Source organism: Pseudidiomarina sp. CB1, from assembly GCF_024752025.1.
Taxonomy (GTDB): Bacteria; Pseudomonadota; Gammaproteobacteria; order Enterobacterales; family Alteromonadaceae; genus Pseudidiomarina.
In genome coordinates this window covers 1,613,231-1,632,752 of the sequence record NZ_JANTPU010000001.1, presented here as the reverse complement: position 1 = coordinate 1,632,752, position 19,522 = coordinate 1,613,231, and the positions used below count along the sequence as shown (strand labels likewise).

Annotated in this window: 17 protein-coding genes; 7 read left to right on the top strand and 10 right to left on the bottom strand. The window is 50.7% G+C overall.

The window, feature by feature from the left end; genetic code table 11:
* Positions 1-52: 52 nt before the first annotated feature.
* The gene (locus tag NV375_RS07825) at positions 53-868 is read left to right on the top strand and encodes a prephenate dehydratase domain-containing protein (protein WP_258807607.1); all 816 of its coding nucleotides are present in this window, start codon (positions 53-55) and stop codon (positions 866-868) included.
* A gap of 6 nt (positions 869-874) precedes the next feature.
* On the opposite strand, the gene NV375_RS07820 is transcribed toward NV375_RS07825, so the two are convergent.
* The 4 genes from NV375_RS07820 to NV375_RS07805 form a co-directional block, all read right to left on the bottom strand.
* Entirely contained in the window at positions 875-1,180 is a 306-nt protein-coding gene (locus NV375_RS07820; protein ID WP_258807606.1) for a HigA family addiction module antitoxin, read from the bottom strand.
* A gap of 2 nt (positions 1,181-1,182) precedes the next feature.
* Positions 1,183-1,470 (bottom strand): hypothetical protein, encoded by a 288-nt coding sequence (locus tag NV375_RS07815; RefSeq protein WP_258807605.1) that lies wholly within the window; start codon positions 1,468-1,470, stop codon positions 1,183-1,185.
* A 185-nt stretch (positions 1,471-1,655) separates the two neighbouring features.
* Positions 1,656-2,657: a cytochrome d ubiquinol oxidase subunit II gene (cydB, locus tag NV375_RS07810; protein WP_258807604.1), complete on the bottom strand. Its 1,002-nt coding sequence runs from the start codon at positions 2,655-2,657 to the stop codon at positions 1,656-1,658.
* Between the two features lie 2 nt (positions 2,658-2,659).
* Positions 2,660-4,063 carry a cytochrome ubiquinol oxidase subunit I gene (locus NV375_RS07805; RefSeq protein WP_258807603.1) on the bottom strand — a complete coding sequence of 468 codons (1,404 nt, stop codon included), beginning with the start codon at positions 4,061-4,063 and terminating at the stop codon, positions 2,660-2,662.
* Between the two features lie 210 nt (positions 4,064-4,273).
* Between NV375_RS07805 and NV375_RS07800 the strand changes: the two genes are divergently transcribed.
* From NV375_RS07800 to NV375_RS07790, 3 genes are all read left to right on the top strand, one after another.
* Positions 4,274-4,774, top strand: coding sequence for a TIGR00645 family protein (locus NV375_RS07800; protein ID WP_126771966.1), 501 nt, complete (start codon positions 4,274-4,276; stop codon positions 4,772-4,774).
* 114 nt (positions 4,775-4,888) lie between these two features.
* On the top strand, positions 4,889-6,970 hold the full coding sequence (locus NV375_RS07795) for a S9 family peptidase (RefSeq protein ID WP_258807602.1): 2,082 nt from the start codon (positions 4,889-4,891) through the stop codon (positions 6,968-6,970).
* Positions 6,971-6,979: 9 nt separating this feature from the next.
* Entirely contained in the window at positions 6,980-7,417 is a 438-nt protein-coding gene (locus tag NV375_RS07790) for a YqaA family protein (protein WP_258807601.1), read from the top strand.
* Here NV375_RS07790 and NV375_RS07785 read toward each other — a convergent pair.
* The 5 genes from NV375_RS07785 to NV375_RS07765 all read right to left on the bottom strand — a co-directional run bounded on the left by NV375_RS07785 (position 7,383) and on the right by NV375_RS07765 (position 14,124).
* On the bottom strand, positions 7,383-8,486 hold the full coding sequence (locus tag NV375_RS07785; RefSeq protein ID WP_258807600.1) for a dipeptide epimerase: 1,104 nt from the start codon (positions 8,484-8,486) through the stop codon (positions 7,383-7,385). The genes NV375_RS07790 and NV375_RS07785 overlap by 35 nt on opposite strands.
* Before the next feature lie 12 nt (positions 8,487-8,498).
* Positions 8,499-9,941 (bottom strand): SH3 domain-containing protein, encoded by a 1,443-nt coding sequence (locus NV375_RS07780; RefSeq protein WP_258807599.1) that lies wholly within the window; start codon positions 9,939-9,941, stop codon positions 8,499-8,501.
* Positions 9,942-10,015: 74 nt separating this feature from the next.
* The gene (gene alr / locus NV375_RS07775; protein WP_258807598.1) at positions 10,016-11,119 is read right to left on the bottom strand and encodes an alanine racemase; all 1,104 of its coding nucleotides are present in this window, start codon (positions 11,117-11,119) and stop codon (positions 10,016-10,018) included.
* Between the two features lie 14 nt (positions 11,120-11,133).
* Positions 11,134-12,732 (bottom strand): serine hydrolase, encoded by a 1,599-nt coding sequence (locus tag NV375_RS07770; protein ID WP_258807597.1) that lies wholly within the window; start codon positions 12,730-12,732, stop codon positions 11,134-11,136.
* A gap of 15 nt (positions 12,733-12,747) precedes the next feature.
* Positions 12,748-14,124, bottom strand: coding sequence for a Na+/H+ antiporter NhaC family protein (locus tag NV375_RS07765; RefSeq protein WP_258807596.1), 1,377 nt, complete (start codon positions 14,122-14,124; stop codon positions 12,748-12,750).
* Positions 14,125-14,243: 119 nt separating this feature from the next.
* On the opposite strand from NV375_RS07765, the gene NV375_RS07760 reads away from it, so the two are divergent.
* The 3 genes from NV375_RS07760 (at position 14,244) to NV375_RS07750 (ending at position 18,366) form a co-directional block, all read left to right on the top strand.
* Positions 14,244-15,089 (top strand): MurR/RpiR family transcriptional regulator, encoded by an 846-nt coding sequence (locus NV375_RS07760; RefSeq protein ID WP_258807594.1) that lies wholly within the window; start codon positions 14,244-14,246, stop codon positions 15,087-15,089.
* 122 nt (positions 15,090-15,211) lie between these two features.
* Positions 15,212-17,329 carry a TonB-dependent receptor gene (locus NV375_RS07755; RefSeq protein WP_258807593.1) on the top strand — a complete coding sequence of 706 codons (2,118 nt, stop codon included), beginning with the start codon at positions 15,212-15,214 and terminating at the stop codon, positions 17,327-17,329.
* Positions 17,329-18,366, top strand: coding sequence for a PepSY domain-containing protein (locus NV375_RS07750; RefSeq protein WP_258807591.1), 1,038 nt, complete (start codon positions 17,329-17,331; stop codon positions 18,364-18,366). Before NV375_RS07755 ends, NV375_RS07750 begins: the two co-directional genes overlap by 1 nt.
* On the opposite strand, the gene dinB is transcribed toward NV375_RS07750, so the two are convergent.
* Complete coding sequence (dinB, locus tag NV375_RS07745) at positions 18,363-19,445, bottom strand: DNA polymerase IV (RefSeq protein WP_258807590.1); 1,083 nt, start codon at positions 19,443-19,445, stop codon at positions 18,363-18,365. The two genes, NV375_RS07750 and dinB, sit on opposite strands and share 4 nt — an antisense overlap.
* Between the last annotated feature and the right edge of the window lie 77 nt (positions 19,446-19,522).

Below are 19,522 nucleotides of genomic sequence, written 5' to 3'. Positions count from 1 at the left end.
AGCGTTCCTGTTTACCTTAAGAGGTAGTTTTCAGCGAACCTCGAGATTGTAAATGCGCATTGCTACATTGGGCCCCGCCGGTACCTTTTCCGAACTTGCCGCCTGTGAATTTGGCCGGCAGTTAAACGATTATACGTTAGCGTTCTACCCAGCTTTAGCGCGCGTTTTGAAAGCGTTACCGCAAGACGCTGATCTCGCTGTGGTGCCCATCGAAAACATTGTCGAAGGCATGGTATCACCGGTGATAGACACCTTTGTAAAGCGGCCGTTGGAGATTGTCGGTGAGTTGAGTATTCCGGTGCGCTTTTCACTGGTAGCGAACCATCCGCAGCCCGAAAAAATCTACGCACAGTTTGTCGCACAAGGGCAGTGCAGCGATTGTTTGAGCCGTTACAACGTGCCGATTATGAATACCGCTAGCAACAGCGAAGCGCTGCAATTGCTGCAGCAAAGTCGCGAACCGGCGGCAGCCGTGGTGCCGGAGCACTGTCTGGGCGAGCACAGCTTCATGCATGTTGAGCACGACATTACCGACTATGCGCACAACGAAACGCGCTTTGTTGCTGTGCGCGAACCGCGCGGCGAACATGAAGCGCCGCAAGCAGACGTGAACTACAAAACCTCACTACTGATCATTGACGATACCGATCATCCAGGTCTATTGGTTGAACACCTGCAAGTATTTGCCGCCTACCGCGTGAACCTTACCTCTCTGGTTTCGCGTCCGACCGGGCAGAAATTCGGGCAATACCACTTCTACATCGAATGCGAAGGTCATCGCGACGACAGCGCGATTCGCGCCGCGCTAACGCTGATTCAGCTACGCAATAAGGTGCTCGTCTTGGGGAGTTATCCGGCCGCTGGCTAAACCTTGCTAAACCGGCAGTAAAGGTTCAGCCTCGACCTTCCGTGACTGCTGTTGTGCCTGCTGTAGACTGAACTGAGCTTGGCGCGTGAGCCAGTATTCTGCGGAGACACCTGTCGCAACCTCAAGCTTCTGCGCTAGCGTTACGGTTACCGTATCGTGACCGTTTAAGAAACGCGATAGTTGCGATCGGTTCATATGCATTTTTTTCGCAGCATCAGTAACACTAATATTATAGCGTTGTAAGAAACGCCGTTTAAATAATTGCCCCGGGTGACTTATTGGTAAATTAGCTGAAGCTTTGTAATTTTGCATCGTTACAACTCCACGTAATAATCAACTTCAAAAACATCAGTGTCTTGGTAATTGAAAGAGATAGAACCGCATGGCTCCACACCGTTAACGGTCACACTAACGCTGTAAAATGAACCGTAGAAGCGAACGTGCCACACCCTTTGAAAGTCTTCGAATGAGAAGTTTAGATCGTTCAAGTCGAAAAGAATATCCGCGACTTCGATTAATGCTAGCCCTTCAAACTCGATAGCTGATGAATCACCTTCCTCGAAAAAGATCCGTAGCTTATTCGACTTAAATGATCGAATCATAGAGGCCTCCATGCCTGTTACTGTTTTAGTAACAGCTTAGATTCGTTTGAGAGACCTGTCAAAGATTATGACTTAATTTCAGAGGAGCACCCAGCGAATGAGCAATCCGACGGTAGTGACGGCGGCAACGCCAAGAAGCCAAAGCAAGAGGAACCAGCCGAGGCGTTGCCAGGTTTGTTTTGCCATTAGTCGTGATACCCCGAATCAGCACGTACTTTGCCGCGGAACACCCAGTAGGTGTAGCCGGTATAGGCAAAGATGATCGGTAATAAGATGGCAGCGCCGACCAGTAGAAACACCAAACTGTTGTCAGGGGCTGCGGCTTCCCACAAGGTGATTTCTCGCGGCACCAAGTACGGGAAGATACTCACAGCGAAGCCACTGTAAGCAATTAGAAATAGGCCGAGTGACCACAGGTACGGGCGGCCTTGCTGTTTTTTTGTGAGTGAGTTCAGCAGACCGATGGTGAGTACGACCAACAATACAGGCAGAACCCATAAGCCAATAGAGGTGGGAAAGCTGAACCAGCGCTCATAAATGTAAGCGTCTTGCCAAGGTAAAAACAAGCTCACGAACACGATACAGGCGAATAGACCGACACCAGCTTTGTAGGCGAGCGGATAAGCGCGTTCTTGCAGCGAACCTTCGGTTTTCATGACCAGCCAAGTGGCGCCCAGTAGTAGGTAGCCAACCACCACGGCAAAGCCACAAAACACGGTAAACCACGTGAGCCAATCGAACCAGCCCCCAACATAGGCGCGGTCGACGACTTTTACGCCTTGCAGCATGGCGCCGAGCATAATGCCTTGGCTCATGGCCGCGACAAATGAGCCGACAATGAAGGACCAATCCCAAAGTTTCTTACCGCGCTTAGTCTTGAAGCGGTATTCGAAAGCGACGCCGCGGAAAATGAGGCCAAGTAACATGGCAATAACGGGCATGTATAAAGCGGGCATAAGCACGGCATAGGCTAACGGGAACACCGCCAGCAAACCGCCGCCACCGAGCACCAACCACGTTTCATTACCGTCCCAAACGGGGGCAACGGTGTTCATCATAATGTCGCGCTCTTCTTCTTTTTTAAACCAAGGGAAGAGCATGGCAACACCCAAGTCAAAGCCATCTAGGGCAACGTAAGCGAAGACCGCAACCGAAATCAGAACAGCCCAAATAAGTGCGTAATCCATACTTAGTCCTCCTCGTGCATTAGGCGTTCAGCCGCCATGCCGCCGGGTTTGACCTTAGCGTAGTCAGGAATATGAACCTGTGCTGGATCTGCGGCCATTTTGCGTAAAATATAGAAAGTACCAGCACCAAACACTAAAAAGTACACCACAATAAAGGCCAAGAGGCTGCCACCAACGCCTTCAGCGGCAATCGGTGAAGCGGCATCTTCGGTGCGTAGTAAGCCTTGTATCACCCATGGTTGGCGGCCAACTTCGGTGACAATCCAGCCAGCGACGACGGCAATAAAGCCCGAGGGTGCCATGGCAATAGCAGCTTTATGCAGCCATGATGTTTCATAGAGCTTGCCGCGCGCGCGCTGCACGCCTGCCCAAAGGCCGATCACGACCATAAGCAAGCCAAGCCCTACCATGATACGGAACGCCCAAAATACTACGGGTACAGGCGGCCATTCATCGCGAGGGAAAGCATCCAAACCGGTGACTTCCGCGTTCACGTCGTGCTTGAGAATCAAACTGGCTAAACCTGGAATTTTAACTGCGTAGTCGACCTCGGCAGTTTCCATGTTGGGCATACCAAATAGATACAACGGTGCCTGAGTCTCAGATTTAAAGTGACCCTCCATGGCCGCAACTTTTGCCGGTTGATGTTGTTGGGTATTCAAACCGTGTAAGTCACCGACAAAGACTTGCAATGGGGCAACCAGTAGCGCCATCCACATGGCCATAGAGAACATCTTGCGCGCTGCGGCGTTGCTGCGGTCCTTGAGCAAGTGCCACGCACCGACACCGCCGACTACAAATGCGGTGGTTAGGTAGGCGGCAAGTAACATGTGGGCAAGGCGATAGGGGAAGCTGGGGTTGAATACCACCGCGAACCAATCTTTCACAATGAACTGACCGACGTCGTTCATGGCGAAGCCAGCAGGGGTTTGCATCCAACTGTTGACCGACAAAATCCAGAAGGCACTAATAGCGGTGCCAATGGCGACCATAAGGGTGGCGAAAAAGTGTAGCTTTTCACCGACGCGGTTCATGCCGAACAACATCACCCCTAGAAAACCAGCTTCAAGGAAGAAGGCAGTGAGCACCTCGTAGCCCATCAATGGGCCAATGACTGGACCGGCTTTATCGGAAAACACGGACCAATTGGTGCCAAATTGATAGCTCATCACAATCCCGGAGACCACACCCATACCGAAGGCCACGGCAAAAATCTTCACCCAATAACGGAAGAGCTTTTGGTAAACCGGGTTGCGAGTTTTTAGGAATAAACCTTCAAGCACGGCAAGGTAACTGGCAATACCAATGGTGAAGGCAGGAAAGATAATGTGAAACGCAACGGTAAACGCGAACTGAAAGCGCGCCAAAAACAGTGCATCAGCATCGGAGAAAAGACTTTCGACCATGCGACAACCCCTACATAATTTAGGAACTACTTAATTGTAGGAGGTCTGCTAGAAATTTATAGGTAAAAACCATACTTTTTGCAGGACAATAATTGATGCGTTGCCATACCTTAAGTATGGCAGCCGTAATATTAGATCTCGTCAGCCGTTGAGCAAGGCGTTACACTAGTATCCTTTGATTGATTGATTGAGCTTAGCTTTGGAGTTTGCATGGAGCGTTTGGTCGAAAATCTGATGTACAGTCTGCGCTGGTTGCTGGCACCGATTTATTTGGGCCTGAGTTTGGCGGTGATGCTACTGGGTGTGAAGTTCTTTCAGGAACTCTTTCATGCGATTCCGCTTATTTTCACGATGCCCGAAGTGGATCTGATTTTGCTCACGCTAACCTTGATCGACATCGCCTTGGTTGGCGGCTTGCTGGTCATGGTCATGCTCAGTGGTTACGAAAACTTCGTTTCAACGCTCGACATTGATGGTGGGACCGAGAAGTTGGCTTGGTTAGGCAAGATTGATTCGGGTGGCCTGAAGAATAAAGTGGCGGCTTCCATAGTGGCCATTTCATCAATTCACTTGTTGAAGGTGTTTATGAACGCCGACAATGTGGATGTCGAAAAAATCAAATGGTATGTGATTATTCACCTGACTTTTGTGGGCTCGGCGTTCGCGATGGGCTACCTCGATAAGCTCACACGTAAGAAAGGTGACGACTAATCTCTTAATTCGTCACCTTGGTCGTTAATCGTTGCCTAAAGCGCTGATTGTTCGGTAGGCTCATGACCTATCCTATACGAACAAAAGCAAATCAACAGGCAACGAGAGCGACCTATGAACGCAAAACTTTTCTTTTCTTTGAGCTTGCTCGCCAGCAGTATGGCGAGCTCGCCTGCTTTGGCACAAGAGCAAGCGGTAACTGCAGATCACACTGTTGCGGTAACCAGTAAACTTCAGGCGGAAGACATCTTCGCCTTAGAATTTGCCAATGATGTGCAAATTTCGCCGGACGGCCGTTATGTGGCTTACGTGCGCAATAGCTTCGATATCATGACCGACGGCACGCGTCGCAGCCTATGGTTGGTGGATACCCAATCGGGTCAACACACACCATTGTTTGCCGATCAACACAGTTACGGCAATCCAAGTTGGTCACCCGATGGCAAGCGCTTGGCCTTTACCTCAAACCGTTCAGGGCGCAATCAAATCCACGTTTTCTGGGTCGAGGAACAGCGCACGGCAGCCGTGACCGAGGTTCAGCAAAGCCCAAGTCAATTGGCTTGGTCACGTGACGGCAAGCAACTTGCCTTTATGATGGCGGTGCCGGAACCGAAAAGTGATTTCGCCAAAAGTGTGAAGTCAGTAAAGAAACCCGAGAAGGCCAAGTGGGGTAAAGCGCCGATTATTGTCGAACGGACTTTGTACCAGCGTGACGGCCGCGGTGTGATGCCGTCGTCGTATAGCCAAGTATTTGTTGTACCAAGCGAGGGCGGTAGCGCGCGTCAGGTCACCACTGGACCGTTTCAGCATCGTGGCCCGCTGACGTGGCTCGCCGATAATTCAGCTATCGTTTTCAGTGCGAACCGCACTAAAGACTGGGAGTATCAGTCGCGCGAGAGCGACCTGTGGCAAGTTAGTCTCGCTGATAACAGCCTAACCCAGCTCACCGATTGGCCGGGAGACGAATATGCCAGTACATTGTCGGCGGACGGCGACCAGTTAGCGTTCTTACATGGCGGCAATGTGGCAGAACCTTATCGCAATGCGAGTTTGCATCGCATGGTGTTGCGCTCGGGAGCGGTGGAGGCCATCGTCGAGGACTTTGACCGTGCGCTTGATAGCCCACAGTGGGTGGGCAGTGAGCAGTTGACCGTGCAATACGCCGACCGTGGGCGTATCAAGGTCGCCGATGTAAGTTTAGACGGCGAGCTGACGACCCGCGTGAATGATGTTGGCGGTGTTTACGCCAGCCGTCCGTATACCATGGGCATGTATTCGGTGGCATCGACGACGGGCGCAATCGCCTATACCCAAGCCTCAGCGTATGACCTCGCCAATGTTGCGGTGCAAACTGAGGGAACAGCGCGTAGCTTGACCGCTTTAAATGATGATGTGCTGGCGCATCGCGACTTAGGCGAAGTGCGCGAAATCAATTACCAATCGTCGTTTGATGGCACTGACATCCAAGGCTGGTACATCTTACCGCCGGGCTACGAGCAAGGTAAGCGTTATCCAACGATGGTTGAAATTCACGGTGGACCACACCTGTCTTACGGGCCGTTCTTCGCCGCTGAACATCAACGCTATGCTGCTGAAGGCTATGTAGTGTTGTATGTGAATTATCGCGGTAGCACGTCTTATGGCAAAGACTTTGCCATGTTACTCGACGGCCACTATTCTTCTGAGCGTGACTTCGCCGACCATATGTCAGGCATCGATAAACTCATCGATATGGGTATTGCCGACCCCAACAACTTGTTCATTGCTGGCGGCTCTGCGGGTGGTATCGCCACTGCCTATGCGGTGGGTCTGACGGATCGTTTTAACGCAGCAGCGGCGACTAATCCGGTCATTAACTGGGTGAGTAAGACGCTGACTGCGGACAGCTCTATTGGGCAGATCCAGAATCAGTTTCCTGCGCTGCCGTGGGAAGATCTTGAGCATTACTGGAAACGTTCGCCATTGTCGCTGGTCGGTAACGTCAAAACACCGGTGCTTTTATTCACAGGCGAGAAAGACCGCCGCACGCCAATGGCCGAGACTGAGCAGTTCTACCAAGCACTGCAGTTACAAAAAGTGCCTACAGTGATGGTGCGCGTACCTGATGCGTATCATGGCGTCACGGCCAAACCATCGCGCATTATTGCCAAGATCGAGCACACGTTGGCTTGGTTTAAGCGTTATCAGAAAGACTAAGGCGCAGTCATGTACCTAAGTTTGTTTACGGTGGCCTTTCTTGCGGCCACCTTGCTGCCCGCGCAATCAGAAATTCTGGTGGTGACGGCGCAGCAACTTGGGTACAACCCTTGGCTTATTTGGCTGGTGGCGTCGCTGGGAAATACGTTAGGTAGCGTGGTGAATTATGGTTTAGGCCGGTATTTGCTGCATTACCAAGATCGGCGTTGGTTTCCGTTTAAAGGTAAAGCACTAGAGCGCGGGCACTGGTGGTTTGAGCGCTATGGCAAGTGGTCATTATTACTTGCGTGGGCGCCGTTTATTGGCGATACACTAACGTTTATTGCGGGGATGTTGCGGCTGCGATTTTGGCAGTTTTTAGTGATTGTGTGGATAAGTAAAGCAGGGCGCTATGCCCTGCTTTTGGGGGCGCTTAGCTTTCTAGGTTTATCGGCTCAAGACCCTTAACCGATTGCACACCTAAGCCGGGCGCATCGCTAATCGAAATCTCTGACTCTTTAAATTTCACGCTACCTTCCACCGGATCAAAGGCACACAGCGATGGGCCATCAAGGTCGATCTTCGTGATCACGTTTGATTTTGCCACTGCTAAGTGAACGGCCGCTGAAACACTAATGCTTGATTCCAGCATACAGCCAATCATGCATTGCATGTCATAGACTGAGCAGATGTCGGCAATCTTGATTGCGTTGGAAATGCCGCCGGTTTTCATGAGCTTAATATTGATAATGTCGGCCGCACGCATTTTGATGAGCTCAATGACTTCACGTGGACCAAAGCTACTTTCATCGGCCATTACCGGCGTGTTGACGCGTTCGGTAATGAATTTCATGCCGTCGATATCGCGTGCTTTCACCGGCTGCTCGACCAACTCTAAGCGCACGCCTGCGTCTTCTAGCTTATTCAACGCGTAGACCGCTTCTTTCGCAGTCCAACCTTGGTTCGCATCAAGACGTAGAAGGGCTTTGCCTTCCACCGCAGCGTAAATCGCTTTGACGCGTTCAATGTCGACACCAATATCTTTGCCAACTTTGATTTTCAAGGTTTCAAAACCGCGATCGATGGCTTCCAGCGAATCGGCGACCATTTTATCGATGTAGTCGACGCTAATGGTAATGTCGGTAGAAATGGTTGGCACGCCGCCACCTAACATCTTATACAAAGGCGCGTCGTAGAGTTGACCCCAAAGGTCATACACCGCCATTTCAACCGCCGCTTTCGCACTGTAATTGCGAATAATGCCGTTTTGAATCAAGCCGACGATGTGGTTGAGTTCAGACACATCTTGTCCGACGATTTTCGGTTTAATGATGCGGTCGATAGCTTCAATGATGGAGCCATGTGTATCGCCGGTAATCACCGCCGTCGCTGGCGCTTCGCCATAACCCACATGCCCCGTGTCGGTGTGGACCATGACGACAATGTCTTCAATCGATTCGACCGTGCGTAGTGCCGTTTTAAAAGGCGTTTTCAGCGGCACGCGTAACTTCGCAAGTTTGATATCAGTAATTTTCATAAGTTGTCCTGTTTAGCGTACCGACTTGATCGCGTAGATGCGGTCAAGATAGGTGTCATTTTTGCCAAAACCTAGTGTGGTCAAAGGTGTGACCGAAACGCCGTTGAGCGTGCCTTCGTAGTAGTCGCCATTGCTATCAGTGTAGCTTAGACCGTGTACGTCATGGATCACGTAGTGCTCGCCATTGAGCTTGCCAAGGTACATGACCACGTGACCTGGCAGATAAATCAAGTCACCAACGTGGGCGTTGTCGAGACGCTCCAGTTTTTCAGCGTTACTGCTGCTGTCGTCATACACCACATTTTGACCGTAATCGCCGTAACCTTGCTGACTCGAGTTACGAGGCATATCGATACCCATGCTGCGATAGACCTCGAGCACGAAGCCAGTACAGTCTCGGGCGTTGTAATCATGGCCCCAACCGTAACGTTCACCTAAGAATTTAAAGGCTTGGGTGATCACGTTGGCTTCGGTATAGGGCAGGTAGCCCACGTTCACGTCGTTATGGCGTGGAATTAATGCCGGCGTAAAAGCTAAGTCGCCATTGGCATCTCGAATCGGCATTTCGACGGTGTAACTGGCAAACGGGTTCTGGCCGTGCACGTTATGACCGGTTTGCTCAGCGCTGAGTAATGGTAAGCGTGTACTCATGTCGAGCTGAACTTCTGACACTGCTGGCATGCTCGGCGTATAGTTAGTATGCACCTTGGCTTCCGTTACCACTGCAAACGGTTCTTTTTCGGCGAATGCCAAAACTTCTTCGCGCGGTCCAATGGCAACGTGCTTGGCTTGAATCCAAGCTAAGTAGTGATACGACTGCGCCAAATACCATTCACCGTCGCTGCTCGTATGTAAGATTGCCAGTGGCATACCTGGGAACACGCCAGTTTCTTGAAAGCGATCGATATCGGTATCGAGATCTTCGCTGTACAGTTTATCGAGCGTCGGAAAGGTGCGCATTGGAGTGCGCCGGACGACTAAACCAAAGCGCACTGGGTTTGTTTCGGCAATACCGGCAAAGTTACTCGCGTCGCGATAAGCTTGCAGTTCATCGGCAGTTGCTTGGCGACCATCGGCGTAGTGCCGTGGGTAGCTTGGCAAGCCACTGATGCTATCAATTTTTGTGGTTAACTCGGCTGCGGTATACGCGTCAGGCAGTTCGTTTAAATACACCATCTCGTCTTGTAGGCGATACGAACGTGCGTTGAAGTCTGCGATTTCGTCGGGCGTCATGACTAGCGCATGCGGTTGTTCGACACGTTGCAGCCAAAATTCAGCTTCTAAATAGCGCTGCTCGACACCAATGACGTCGGTGGAGTAATTGGGTAACTGCTGTGTTGGTGCAGCTGCGACCGCCGCCGAAGCCTCGGGCGTTGAGCTGGCAGTCGCTTGCTCTGCTTGGCTGCAAGCCAGCAAAAGCGGACTGATGGCGAATGCGAGTGCAAGTTTTTTCACAGTAACTCCCTAGCGAGCGTGTTGAATCTCATGGAAGGAATATTATTCCTAGATACGGTCTATTTTGGCATAAATTATTTATAGTGGCGAGGAACTCTTTCACCTACCCGTGTTAATAGCTCATAAGTGATGGTACCGATAGCTTCTGCGACCGTCTTAACGTCCAAATTGGGGCCCCATAATTCTGCTTCGTCACCAATATTAACCTGCTCAAGATCCGTTACATCAACCGTGATCATATCCATCGACACAGTGCCTGCTAATGGCACTTGCTGGCCATTAAGCCATACCGGTGTGCCATTTGGGGCTTGGCGTGGATAGCCATCGGCATAGCCTATTGCCAGCGTTGCAATACGGCTGTCGCGTTCCGCGACCCAAGTACTGCCGTAGCCAACCGCGGCGCCTTTTGGAACCTCGCGAATCGCCATCACCGGTGCAATTAAGCGCATGACAGGTAATAGCTCAGCTGGTTCTGAGCTATCTGTTGGGTCAACGCCATAGAGCATAATACCGGTACGGCACCATGTTGATGTTTCGTCACCTAAATCCAGTACACTACTTATCAAGGCTGCGGTGTTAGCGGCACTCAAAGCACGAGTTGGGGTGGTGCGCGCGCAGACTTCTTTGAAACGGTCAAGCTGTGCTTGGTTTAATGGATGCCCCTGAACATCCGCATTGGCGAAGTGAGTCATCAACGTCACACTAGCCACTTGTGGGCAGGCTTCAAGCTGCTGGCTTAAGTGCTCGATTTCATCGGGCTTAAAGCCTAGCCGGTGCATCCCTGTATCGGCTTTAAGCCATAAAGCTAAGGGCTTGACCAAACGAGCCTGCAAAATAGCGTCAAGCTGCGCTTGATGATGCACTACAGGGTGAAGGTTGTAATGTGCACAAACCGGAAGCTCGGCCTCGGAAAAACAGCCTTCAAGGAGCACGATGGGTTGTGTAAAGCCAGCATCCCGTAGTTTCAACGCTTCATCGATAAAAGCAACACCGTAAGCATCCACGCTACCATTAATGGCGTGCGCCACTTCGACGGCGCCATGGCCGTAACCATTGGCTTTTATCACCCCCAACAACTTACAATGGCCCGCATGTTTGCGAGCCATTGCAGCATTATGACGCAGCGCGTCGGTATCGATTTCGGCCCGTGTCGGGCGAAAATGTAAGCCATTACTCATGCAGTTTGCACTTCCTACTCAGACTGAGGCTGTTTGCTAAAATTCAGATCTTCGAAATCGAAGCTCCAATCCGCGTCGGGATCAATCGGTGCCATGCTCATGCCCTCAATATCACCACGTAAGGAGCTGGTGAAACGCACAAAGGCGTCGGCATGGTGCGTGCGGTCGTCCCATCGTGCCGCAAAGGTATCGCCTTTAACATGAAAAAGCTCGCCGGCCATACGCTCGGAACGATGTGACGTCCAACGCAGTTTATTGTCCTGCCAAGTGACACTGACGTGACCAAACCAAGGGTCGACATATTCACCGACCACCCGAGCAGCTTGCTCGACAGTTACCGGGCTGGTTTCGGGTTCTTCGAAGCTCGCGGCACGGCGCTGGCTGACTTGCTCGCGCCACTCTTGCACTGCTGCTAACCAATCGCGTTCAGGTGCATCGGTATAGGCTTTGATTAAGGTTTGCATCATCGCGGTGCGGGCATCGCTGTGCGAGCGGTTTAACAACACTAAGAAAGCGGTGTCGAGTTCAGGGAAAAACGACAGATAAGCATTCATGCCATGCAAGGTGCCGGTGTGGTGAATGCGTAGCAGGCCATCCACGTCGTGCATACGCCAGCCTAAACCGTAAGCAGCAAAATGCGTATTATCCCACTCATAAGCGCGTGAACCAACGTTCATGATGGTCTGTGGCGACCACATTTCGGCATGTTGCTGCGCACTTATCAGTTGCTTTTGCTCGCCATTTTCGGTGACGTAAGCTCCGCGCGCATTATGCATTTTCATCCATTTGGTCATCGCCTGAAGCGAGCAACGAATACCACCGGCAGGCGCGGAAGTTAAATAATCATCGGCAAAATCGCGGCGTACGACTGTTGGCTCTTCGTTTAGCCAGCCGTGTGGTTGTGCGATATGCTTTTTATACTCGTCTGGCACGGGTCCGGCAAAGCAATACTCCATGCCGAGCGGACGCATCAGATGTTCTTCTACAAAGGTTTCCCAACGTTGCCCAGTCACGCGTTCAGTAAGTTCACCGGCAATCACATAAAGAATATTGTCGTAGGCGTACTTGGTACGAAAACCGCCTTCCATAGGCAGGTAACGCAAGCCGTTCAGTATATCTTCGCGCGTAAAATCGTTCGGTGTCGGCCAAAACATTAAATCGCCGGCGCCAAGGCCGAGCCCGCTTTTGTGAATCAACAAGTCGCGAATGGTGAAGTTGCGTGTGATCCACGGATCTTGCACGCGAAACTCGGGAATGTGATCAATCACTGGGTCGTCCCAGTTAATCTTGCCTTGATCGACGAGCAACGCGAGCGCTGCGGTAGTGAAGTTTTTCGTAACCGAGGCGATTTTAAACAACGTCTTTTCGGTCACGGGTGCTGATTCATTGACTTCTTGTACACCGTAACTTTCGGCGAACACGACCTGATCGCCCTCAACAATACCAACAACCATGCCGGGTACCGTATAGGCATCCATGACACGTGCCGCAGTGTCGTTGATTTTTTCCGGCGTGATCTTGCTTGGCTCGGCGGCAACGGTGCCGCCGAGTGCAAGGCTAGCGCTGAGCGCTAGACTGCTGATTAAAGTTCGTTTAGTGCTAAGAACTGACATACCGGTAGCTCCTTATTAAATCATGACTAAACTAGTGACCACGTAGAGTACTAGAGTGATAGAGCCTGCGGTAAGTGCGTAAGGCAACTGCGTGCGTACGTGCTCAAGCAGATCACAGCCTGACGCCAGCGCCGACACTGCGGTGGTATCTGAAATGGGCGAGCAATGGTCACCAAAGACACCACCACCAAGTACTGCTGCAAGCAGCAACGGGGCAGGCAGGTCAAGCGCTAGGATCATCGGCGCCGCAATTGGAATCAGAATTGCGAAGGTTCCCCACGAGGTCCCCGTAGTAAACGAAATCAGCGCGCCAGCAATAAACAACATCGGCGCAATCAAGAACAGCGGCAAGAATTCGCCAACTAAGCCAGCCAAAAAGACGCCAGTACCGAGCTCACGTAAGCTTGCGCCGAGTGCCAATGACAGCAGCACAATCGACACCAGAGGTAGCAATTCGCTCATGCCTTTAAAGCCGATATCGACCAGTTGCTTGTGGCTGTTGCGGCGACTGGCAATCAACATAAAATAGGCCACTACACATGCCAATACGGTTGCATAGAGTACCGATTTGGAACCGTCACCTTGAGTAATGTCACCGCCACCGGTACCGAACATAAAGGCCACCATGCCCACGACCATGACGGTAAGTGGGACCAACATAAAGCGCGCTTTGCTATTGCTCGGCACATGCTCTGGAATATCTTTATGTTCTTCAGGCTGTTGTTCTTCAAGTTTACGCATTGGGCCATGTACGCGCCCGCTGAAGGCAGTGTAGAACACAATAATTAGCGTCACGAGTGCATAAAAGTTGAAAGGAATAGTGCTCCACAAGGTGCTAACGCTTGAACCTGGTAGATCTTGTTGATCCAGCATGCCGAGAATGTATGCACCCCAACCATTGAGTAGTATCAAAATACAAATGGGGGCACTGGTACTATCGATAATGTAGGCGAGACGCGCCTTGCTCATGCCGAGCTTTTCAAACAAACCTCGCGATAGAATACCGGCGGTTAAGACACTAAGATTCGATTCAATAAAGACGAAAATGCCGGTGAAAACGGTCATTAAGCTTGCCGATCGTTTGGTGCGGCCTAGGCCTTTGGCAAGCAGCGCTTCCACCGTAGCGGCAACACCGCCCGACTCCCGAATGTAAGCCAACAATGCGCCGACCATAAGACTAAAGATCAAGATGCGGGTATTGCCCGCCGAGCCAAACACCGAAATAATGCGTTCAATCGTGGCCACAAACGTGTAGATTAACGGTTCACCGCCTTGCCAGGTTAAAAGTAGTTCGGAGGTAACAATGGCGAGCAAAAGAGCGACAATAACCTCTTTGCGCCAGAACACCACGATAATCGCTACCAATGGGGGTAGCACGGACATCCAGCTCATAAAAGCAACCTTGGTTTTGTAGTTGTAGGTGGATTTTTGCCGACCATATTGCCAACCAGTAATAAATTATTCAATATGGTCTACTCACTTTCATAGATTATGAAGATAAGCGTGCGCCTATGTCTTGTTTACTGAAAATCCGCGCCATGCGTGACGATATGTCACTTATAGAACGCAAATTAGCTGATTTTATTCTCGATAACACGCACTTATTACGCGACTACTCGTCGCAACAATTGGCCGATGCCATAGGTGTTAGCCAATCGAGTGTGGTTAAGTTTAGTCAAAAGCTCGGTTATCGGGGCTATCCTGATCTGAAATTTGCCGTGAATGAAGCTGTTGTTTCAGCATCGAGTCAGCAGCGTAGCGTGGCAAGCCATCCTTCACAAGAGCGTTCGATTGCGAGTTCATTTCGCGAGCTGCGCGATGCAACCTATGCTGTGTTGCAAGGCGTTGCGGATTTAAACGAAATTGAAAAGTTACAACAGGCGCTAAAGTTGTTAATCGCTGCGGACACGATTCAAGTGGCCGGGTTTGGTAAATCGGCGATTGTGGCTAAAGATTTTGTTTTGCGGCTGATGCAAATGGGCAAGGTTACGTTAAGCAGCACCGATCCAGCTTTACAGATTCAAATGGCAACAACCTTAAGTGAAGGCAATGTGCTTTTTGTTGTGAGTGATGGCGGGCAGAATAGCGATATTCTAAAAATTGTACGGCAAGCGAAAAGTAAAGGCGCAAAGGTGATTTCACTGACGCGCTATGGCAACAACCCTACCAGTATTTTGGCGGATATTCCCTTATTCGCTTTAGGCGGCGATACGCACGTGCGGACTGACAGTTTACTCATGCAACTTGGTATGCAGCATTTGTGTCATGTTCTCTATGTACAGATGTGCCAAGCACTTAAAGTCGACAGCTTGTTAGAAGAAAGCATGAACTCGCACAATTTACTCGATACAAAATAGCTCTAACCCAAAAGTAAATACAAACTATTCCCATTTAGGTATTGATCTATAAATGCGAATCGTTATCATTGGCGCACTTTCTTTTTTAAGTTTCAAAATGAGCGCCGATAGGATTCGTGACCATGCAAAAATCTTTAGTGAGTCTTACTATTGCCACTGTGTTGGCAAGCCCTTTGTTCGTTCCGCAAGCTCAAGCTCAATCAAATGATGAGCCGGTTCAAGCAGAAGAGCGGATCAAAATTACTGCCACCCGAACTGAGCAGACGGCCGCAAGCGTGCCGGCAACAGTGACGGTTATCGACGGCGAAGATCTGCGTCAGCAACTTGCTAGTGCCGACTCACTTTCAGACGTTCTGGGCAATCTTGTTCCGGCATTTTCACCGTCACGACAAAAACTCACCAGTTCTGGTGAGACGCTGCGCGGACGTGAACCGCTTTATCTTATCGATGGAGTCCCACAATCGAACCCTCTACGTAACGGCGCGCGAGCGGCTTACACAATTGACCCGTTAATGATCGAGCGAGTGGAAATTATTCACGGTGCAAGTGCGATTCAGGGGCTTGGCGCTAGCGGTGGCATTATCAATATTATCACCAAATCAGCCACTCAAGGTGCTGAGCACGAAGTTACTGCAGGCTTTTCCGCGCCCACCAGTGAGACGAGTGAAGGATTAGGCTATCGGGCAGGTTACTTGGTCCGCGCTGCCTCGGGCGACGTATCGGCGGTGGCTGGTGTGCAGTTGCGCAGCACCGGCATGTACGTTGATGGTAACGGTGAGTTCATCGGTGTTGATACCGCACAAGGCGACACCATGGATTCAGAAAGCTATGACGTGTTCGCTAAGTTAGGCTATCGCATCGATGACATGCAGAATGTTGAAGTGATGGTGAACCATTTCGACATGGAAGGAAACGGAGACTACTCGTCAATCAATGGTGACCGCGCTGCTGGCTTGCCAGCTATCTCAGTGGAAGAGCCAACCGAGGGCGACGCCCCGCGCAACAAGGTCACTACGGCAACCTTAACTTATCGTCACGTCAATCTGTTTGGCGCTGACGTCAATTGGCAGTTATTCTCACAAGACTTCTCTGCTCTTTACGGTGGTGGTACCTACGGCACCTTCCAAGATCCTGCCTACGGCGAAAACCTATTTGACCAGTCACGGAATGACTCGGAGAAGTATGGCTCACGTTTGACCATGAATTGGGTTAATGTTGCCGATTCACCTATCGATGTTACCGCTGGTTTGGATTACTTGAATGACACGACCTTCCAAGAGCTTGCCCAAACAGGACGCAAGTGGGTACCAGAAACCAGCTTTGAGAACTGGGCGCCTTTTACTCAGTTACGCTATCAAGCAGACGGTTTAACTTTAAGCGCAGGCTTGCGTTATGAATACGGCAAACTAAAAGTGGATGACTTTACCACTCTTGCCAGCTATGGCAGCGTCTTTGTCGAAGGTGGCGAGCCATCGTTTAATGAATTACTGCCAAATGCCGGTGTGGTTTACGAGTTAACCAACGACTGGCGCGTTTTTGCTAGTTATTCGGAAGGCTTCAGCATGCCTGACGTGGGTCGTGTTTTACGCGGCATTAGCGAACCTGGTCTGAGTGTCAACAGTTTCTTGGATTTACAGCCGGTGATCGCTAATAACCGCGAAGTGGGTGTGGAGTACCGCAGCTCGGCAATGACCTTCAGTGCCAGCTACTTTATGTCAGATTCAGATTTGGGCGCGCGTTTGCAGGCGGATGCTGAAGGCTTTTACAGCGTGAAGCGTGAGCGTACGGAAATCGACGGTTATGAGCTAAGTGCAAGCTATGCTTACTCGCCAGAAACTAGTTTTGGTGTAAACTATGCCAAAACCAATGGTGAGTACGACAGTGATGGCGATGATCGTGTTGATGCGGAACTCGGTGGCCGCAATATTGCGCCAGAGCGCGCCAATCTATTTTGGGAGCAGCAGTGGGGCGCATTAGTCAGCAGTCGTGTGCAATATAATATGTTGTTCGATCGCGACATTTACAGTGGTGCACAGGCCATCAATAACTTCGATGGTTACGAAACGCTGGACGCCCAAGTATTAATTGAGACACTCGATTACGGCCAGTTTACTGTTGGCGTCGAGAACTTGTTGGACGAGTTCTACTTCACTTACTATGCCCAAACGGTAGGGCCTGACTCACGCAACTTCGCAGGTCGTGGCCGTACAGTAAGTGTGAACTGGAACTACCAATTCTAATGTGGCGTCATGGTTTTGGCCGAGTGCATAAATGGCTCGGCCTTACTCTTGCTCTATGGATGGTGCTGGTCGCTCTGACCGGCACCTTACTGTTATATAAGACCGAGCTTTTGCAGTTGCAGTATCCGCAACTACGTACGACGACGATGCCTTCCGTTGCCGAAGCGGCGGCTATCTATGAACGCTTTTCTGCAGGGCATGCTTTTCTTCCCCGTGCCGACAAACCTTGGATTGAAGTCGTTGATGTAGAGGGCACTACGTTTTATTTCGACAGTGCTGGTAATGAGCTCCTCGCAAGGCCCATGCTTGGCGACTGGGTATCGTGGATGGTCGAGTTTCATCATCATTTATTACTGCATGATCTTGGCAAAGACATTATGGGCGTGCTCGGCTTGTTAAGTCTTGTCTTGATGGTTGCTGGTGTGGTGCGCTGGTGGCCGCGGCATTGGAGCTGGCGTGTTTTAAGCGTACGTTTTGCGCGACCAAGGCAACGGCAATTCATTGCGACCTTGTGGCAATTGCACCGCAGCAGCGGTGTCATCTTTATCGTACCGATTGCGGTGTTATTGATTACTGGTACTGCGATTATGTACGCCGCAGCTGTAAGCGCCGGCTTGGATCGACTTTTGCCTCAAGTAGAGCCTTCGCAAGTTCAACCGTTACCTCCAGAAACAGCAACAAATTGGCACGAACGTCTGCACATAGCTGTACAGTATTGGCCTGATCAAACGCCGCGCTTGGTGTATTTAACGCCCACCGAGCAAGGCCATTATCGCATGCGGCTTCAGCACGATGGCGAATGGCACCCGAATGGTCGAAGTTATTTAGTATTTGCCGACCAAGGCCGGCTCATCAGCGCAGATGACGTACGTGGCAAATCACTCGGCTTTCAACTATCGCAAATGGTTTACCCGCTGCATGTGGCCGCCGTGGGTGGAAACCTTTGGCTAAGCGCCACTCTACTCGGTGGCTTAGTGTTAATACTCTTACCGATTACCGGATTTTGGTTCTGGTGGCGCAGGCGTTTGCATCGTTAGTCGAGTTCTAGCTCGAGCTGCAGTTGTTCGTCGGGATCGGGAAGGGTGATGCTAATGCCAATTAAACGTACGCCCCGATGCTGGCGGCGCTCCCATGCCTCACGCAACAATTGATAGAACAAGCTAGGCGAGGCGGTTTTGGCTGTTTTAGAGACGGTAGTTTGCTGAAAGTCACTGAATTTGAGCTTTACCGTTTGAGTCTTAATCGGCACGTCCTGCCAACGTGATTGGCCGGTACGTTTTTGTAGTTGTGGTAAAAGGACTTGGTCGAGAAAGCTTTCCACTTGGCGCAAATGCTGGAAGTCATGCCTTAGGGTTTCTTCGCAACCGATACTTTTTCGGGTGCGCTCGGTCACCACTGGTCTGGGGTCGTGACCGCTGCAACGTTGATACAAAAGCCAACCGGCTTTTTCGCCTAGTAAACGTTGTAAGCGATTGATATCTGCTTGCTGAATATCCTTACCTAAATAAAAACCTGCATTTTGTAAGCGCTCCAGACTTTTGGGCCCGACACCAGGAATACGTTTCAGGCTTAACTCACCAATGTAAGCGACAACTTGATCTGGAGGTACAACAAACTGTCCGTCCGGCTTGCGTTCTTCACTGGCGATCTTCGCCACCATTTTCTGACAGCTAATTCCAGCCGACGCGGTGAGTCCCATGTCGCGTAATCGCTTGCGTATTGCTTCCATGGTTAAGGAAGCACTCCCTTGGAAGGTTTGATTATCGGTTAAGTCGAGATAGAACTCATCAATCGACGCTGGTTCCACAATTGCGGTAACCTCACGTAAAACGGCGAGAATTTGTTTTGATAATTCGCGGTAGTAGCGATGATCAGGTGGGACAAAGTGCAAGTGTGGACATAAGCGGCGCGCATGTGCGCCTGACATGGCGCTACGTACACCAAACTCTCGTGCTAAATAATTGGCCGTAGCAACGACTCCGCGCTCGCTCCCACCGCCGACCGCAAACGGTTTGTTGCGTAGGCTCGGATCACGCAGAACCTCGGCACTGGCGAAGAAAGCGTCGAGATCTAATAGCGCAATTTTCCGCGTAATAGTATTTGCTGGAGAAGACATGCAACGAAATGTTTAACCTTGGACGGAATCTGGCTATAATCGCAACAACTTTGTGAGCGTGCAAGCTCATCGATATG

Coding starts and splice junctions, on each gene's coding strand:
- NV375_RS07770 (WP_258807597.1), bottom strand. CDS start 12,732: ATGTCAGTTCTTAGCACTAAACGAACTTTAATCAGCAGTCTAGCGCTC.
- NV375_RS07805 (WP_258807603.1), bottom strand. CDS start 4,063: ATGGTCGAAAGTCTTTTCTCCGATGCTGATGCACTGTTTTTGGCGCGC.
- NV375_RS07825 (WP_258807607.1), top strand. CDS start 53: ATGCGCATTGCTACATTGGGCCCCGCCGGTACCTTTTCCGAACTTGCC.
- NV375_RS07785 (WP_258807600.1), bottom strand. CDS start 8,486: ATGAAAATTACTGATATCAAACTTGCGAAGTTACGCGTGCCGCTGAAA.
- cydB (WP_258807604.1), bottom strand. CDS start 2,657: ATGGATTACGCACTTATTTGGGCTGTTCTGATTTCGGTTGCGGTCTTC.
- NV375_RS07765 (WP_258807596.1), bottom strand. CDS start 14,124: ATGAGCTGGATGTCCGTGCTACCCCCATTGGTAGCGATTATCGTGGTG.
- NV375_RS07795 (WP_258807602.1), top strand. CDS start 4,889: ATGAACGCAAAACTTTTCTTTTCTTTGAGCTTGCTCGCCAGCAGTATG.
- NV375_RS07750 (WP_258807591.1), top strand. CDS start 17,329: ATGTGGCGTCATGGTTTTGGCCGAGTGCATAAATGGCTCGGCCTTACT.
- alr (WP_258807598.1), bottom strand. CDS start 11,119: ATGAGTAATGGCTTACATTTTCGCCCGACACGGGCCGAAATCGATACC.
- NV375_RS07815 (WP_258807605.1), bottom strand. CDS start 1,470: ATGATTCGATCATTTAAGTCGAATAAGCTACGGATCTTTTTCGAGGAA.
- NV375_RS07800 (WP_126771966.1), top strand. CDS start 4,274: ATGGAGCGTTTGGTCGAAAATCTGATGTACAGTCTGCGCTGGTTGCTG.
- NV375_RS07755 (WP_258807593.1), top strand. CDS start 15,212: ATGCAAAAATCTTTAGTGAGTCTTACTATTGCCACTGTGTTGGCAAGC.
- NV375_RS07760 (WP_258807594.1), top strand. CDS start 14,244: ATGTCTTGTTTACTGAAAATCCGCGCCATGCGTGACGATATGTCACTT.
- dinB (WP_258807590.1), bottom strand. CDS start 19,445: ATGTCTTCTCCAGCAAATACTATTACGCGGAAAATTGCGCTATTAGAT.
- NV375_RS07790 (WP_258807601.1), top strand. CDS start 6,980: ATGTACCTAAGTTTGTTTACGGTGGCCTTTCTTGCGGCCACCTTGCTG.
- NV375_RS07820 (WP_258807606.1), bottom strand. CDS start 1,180: ATGCAAAATTACAAAGCTTCAGCTAATTTACCAATAAGTCACCCGGGG.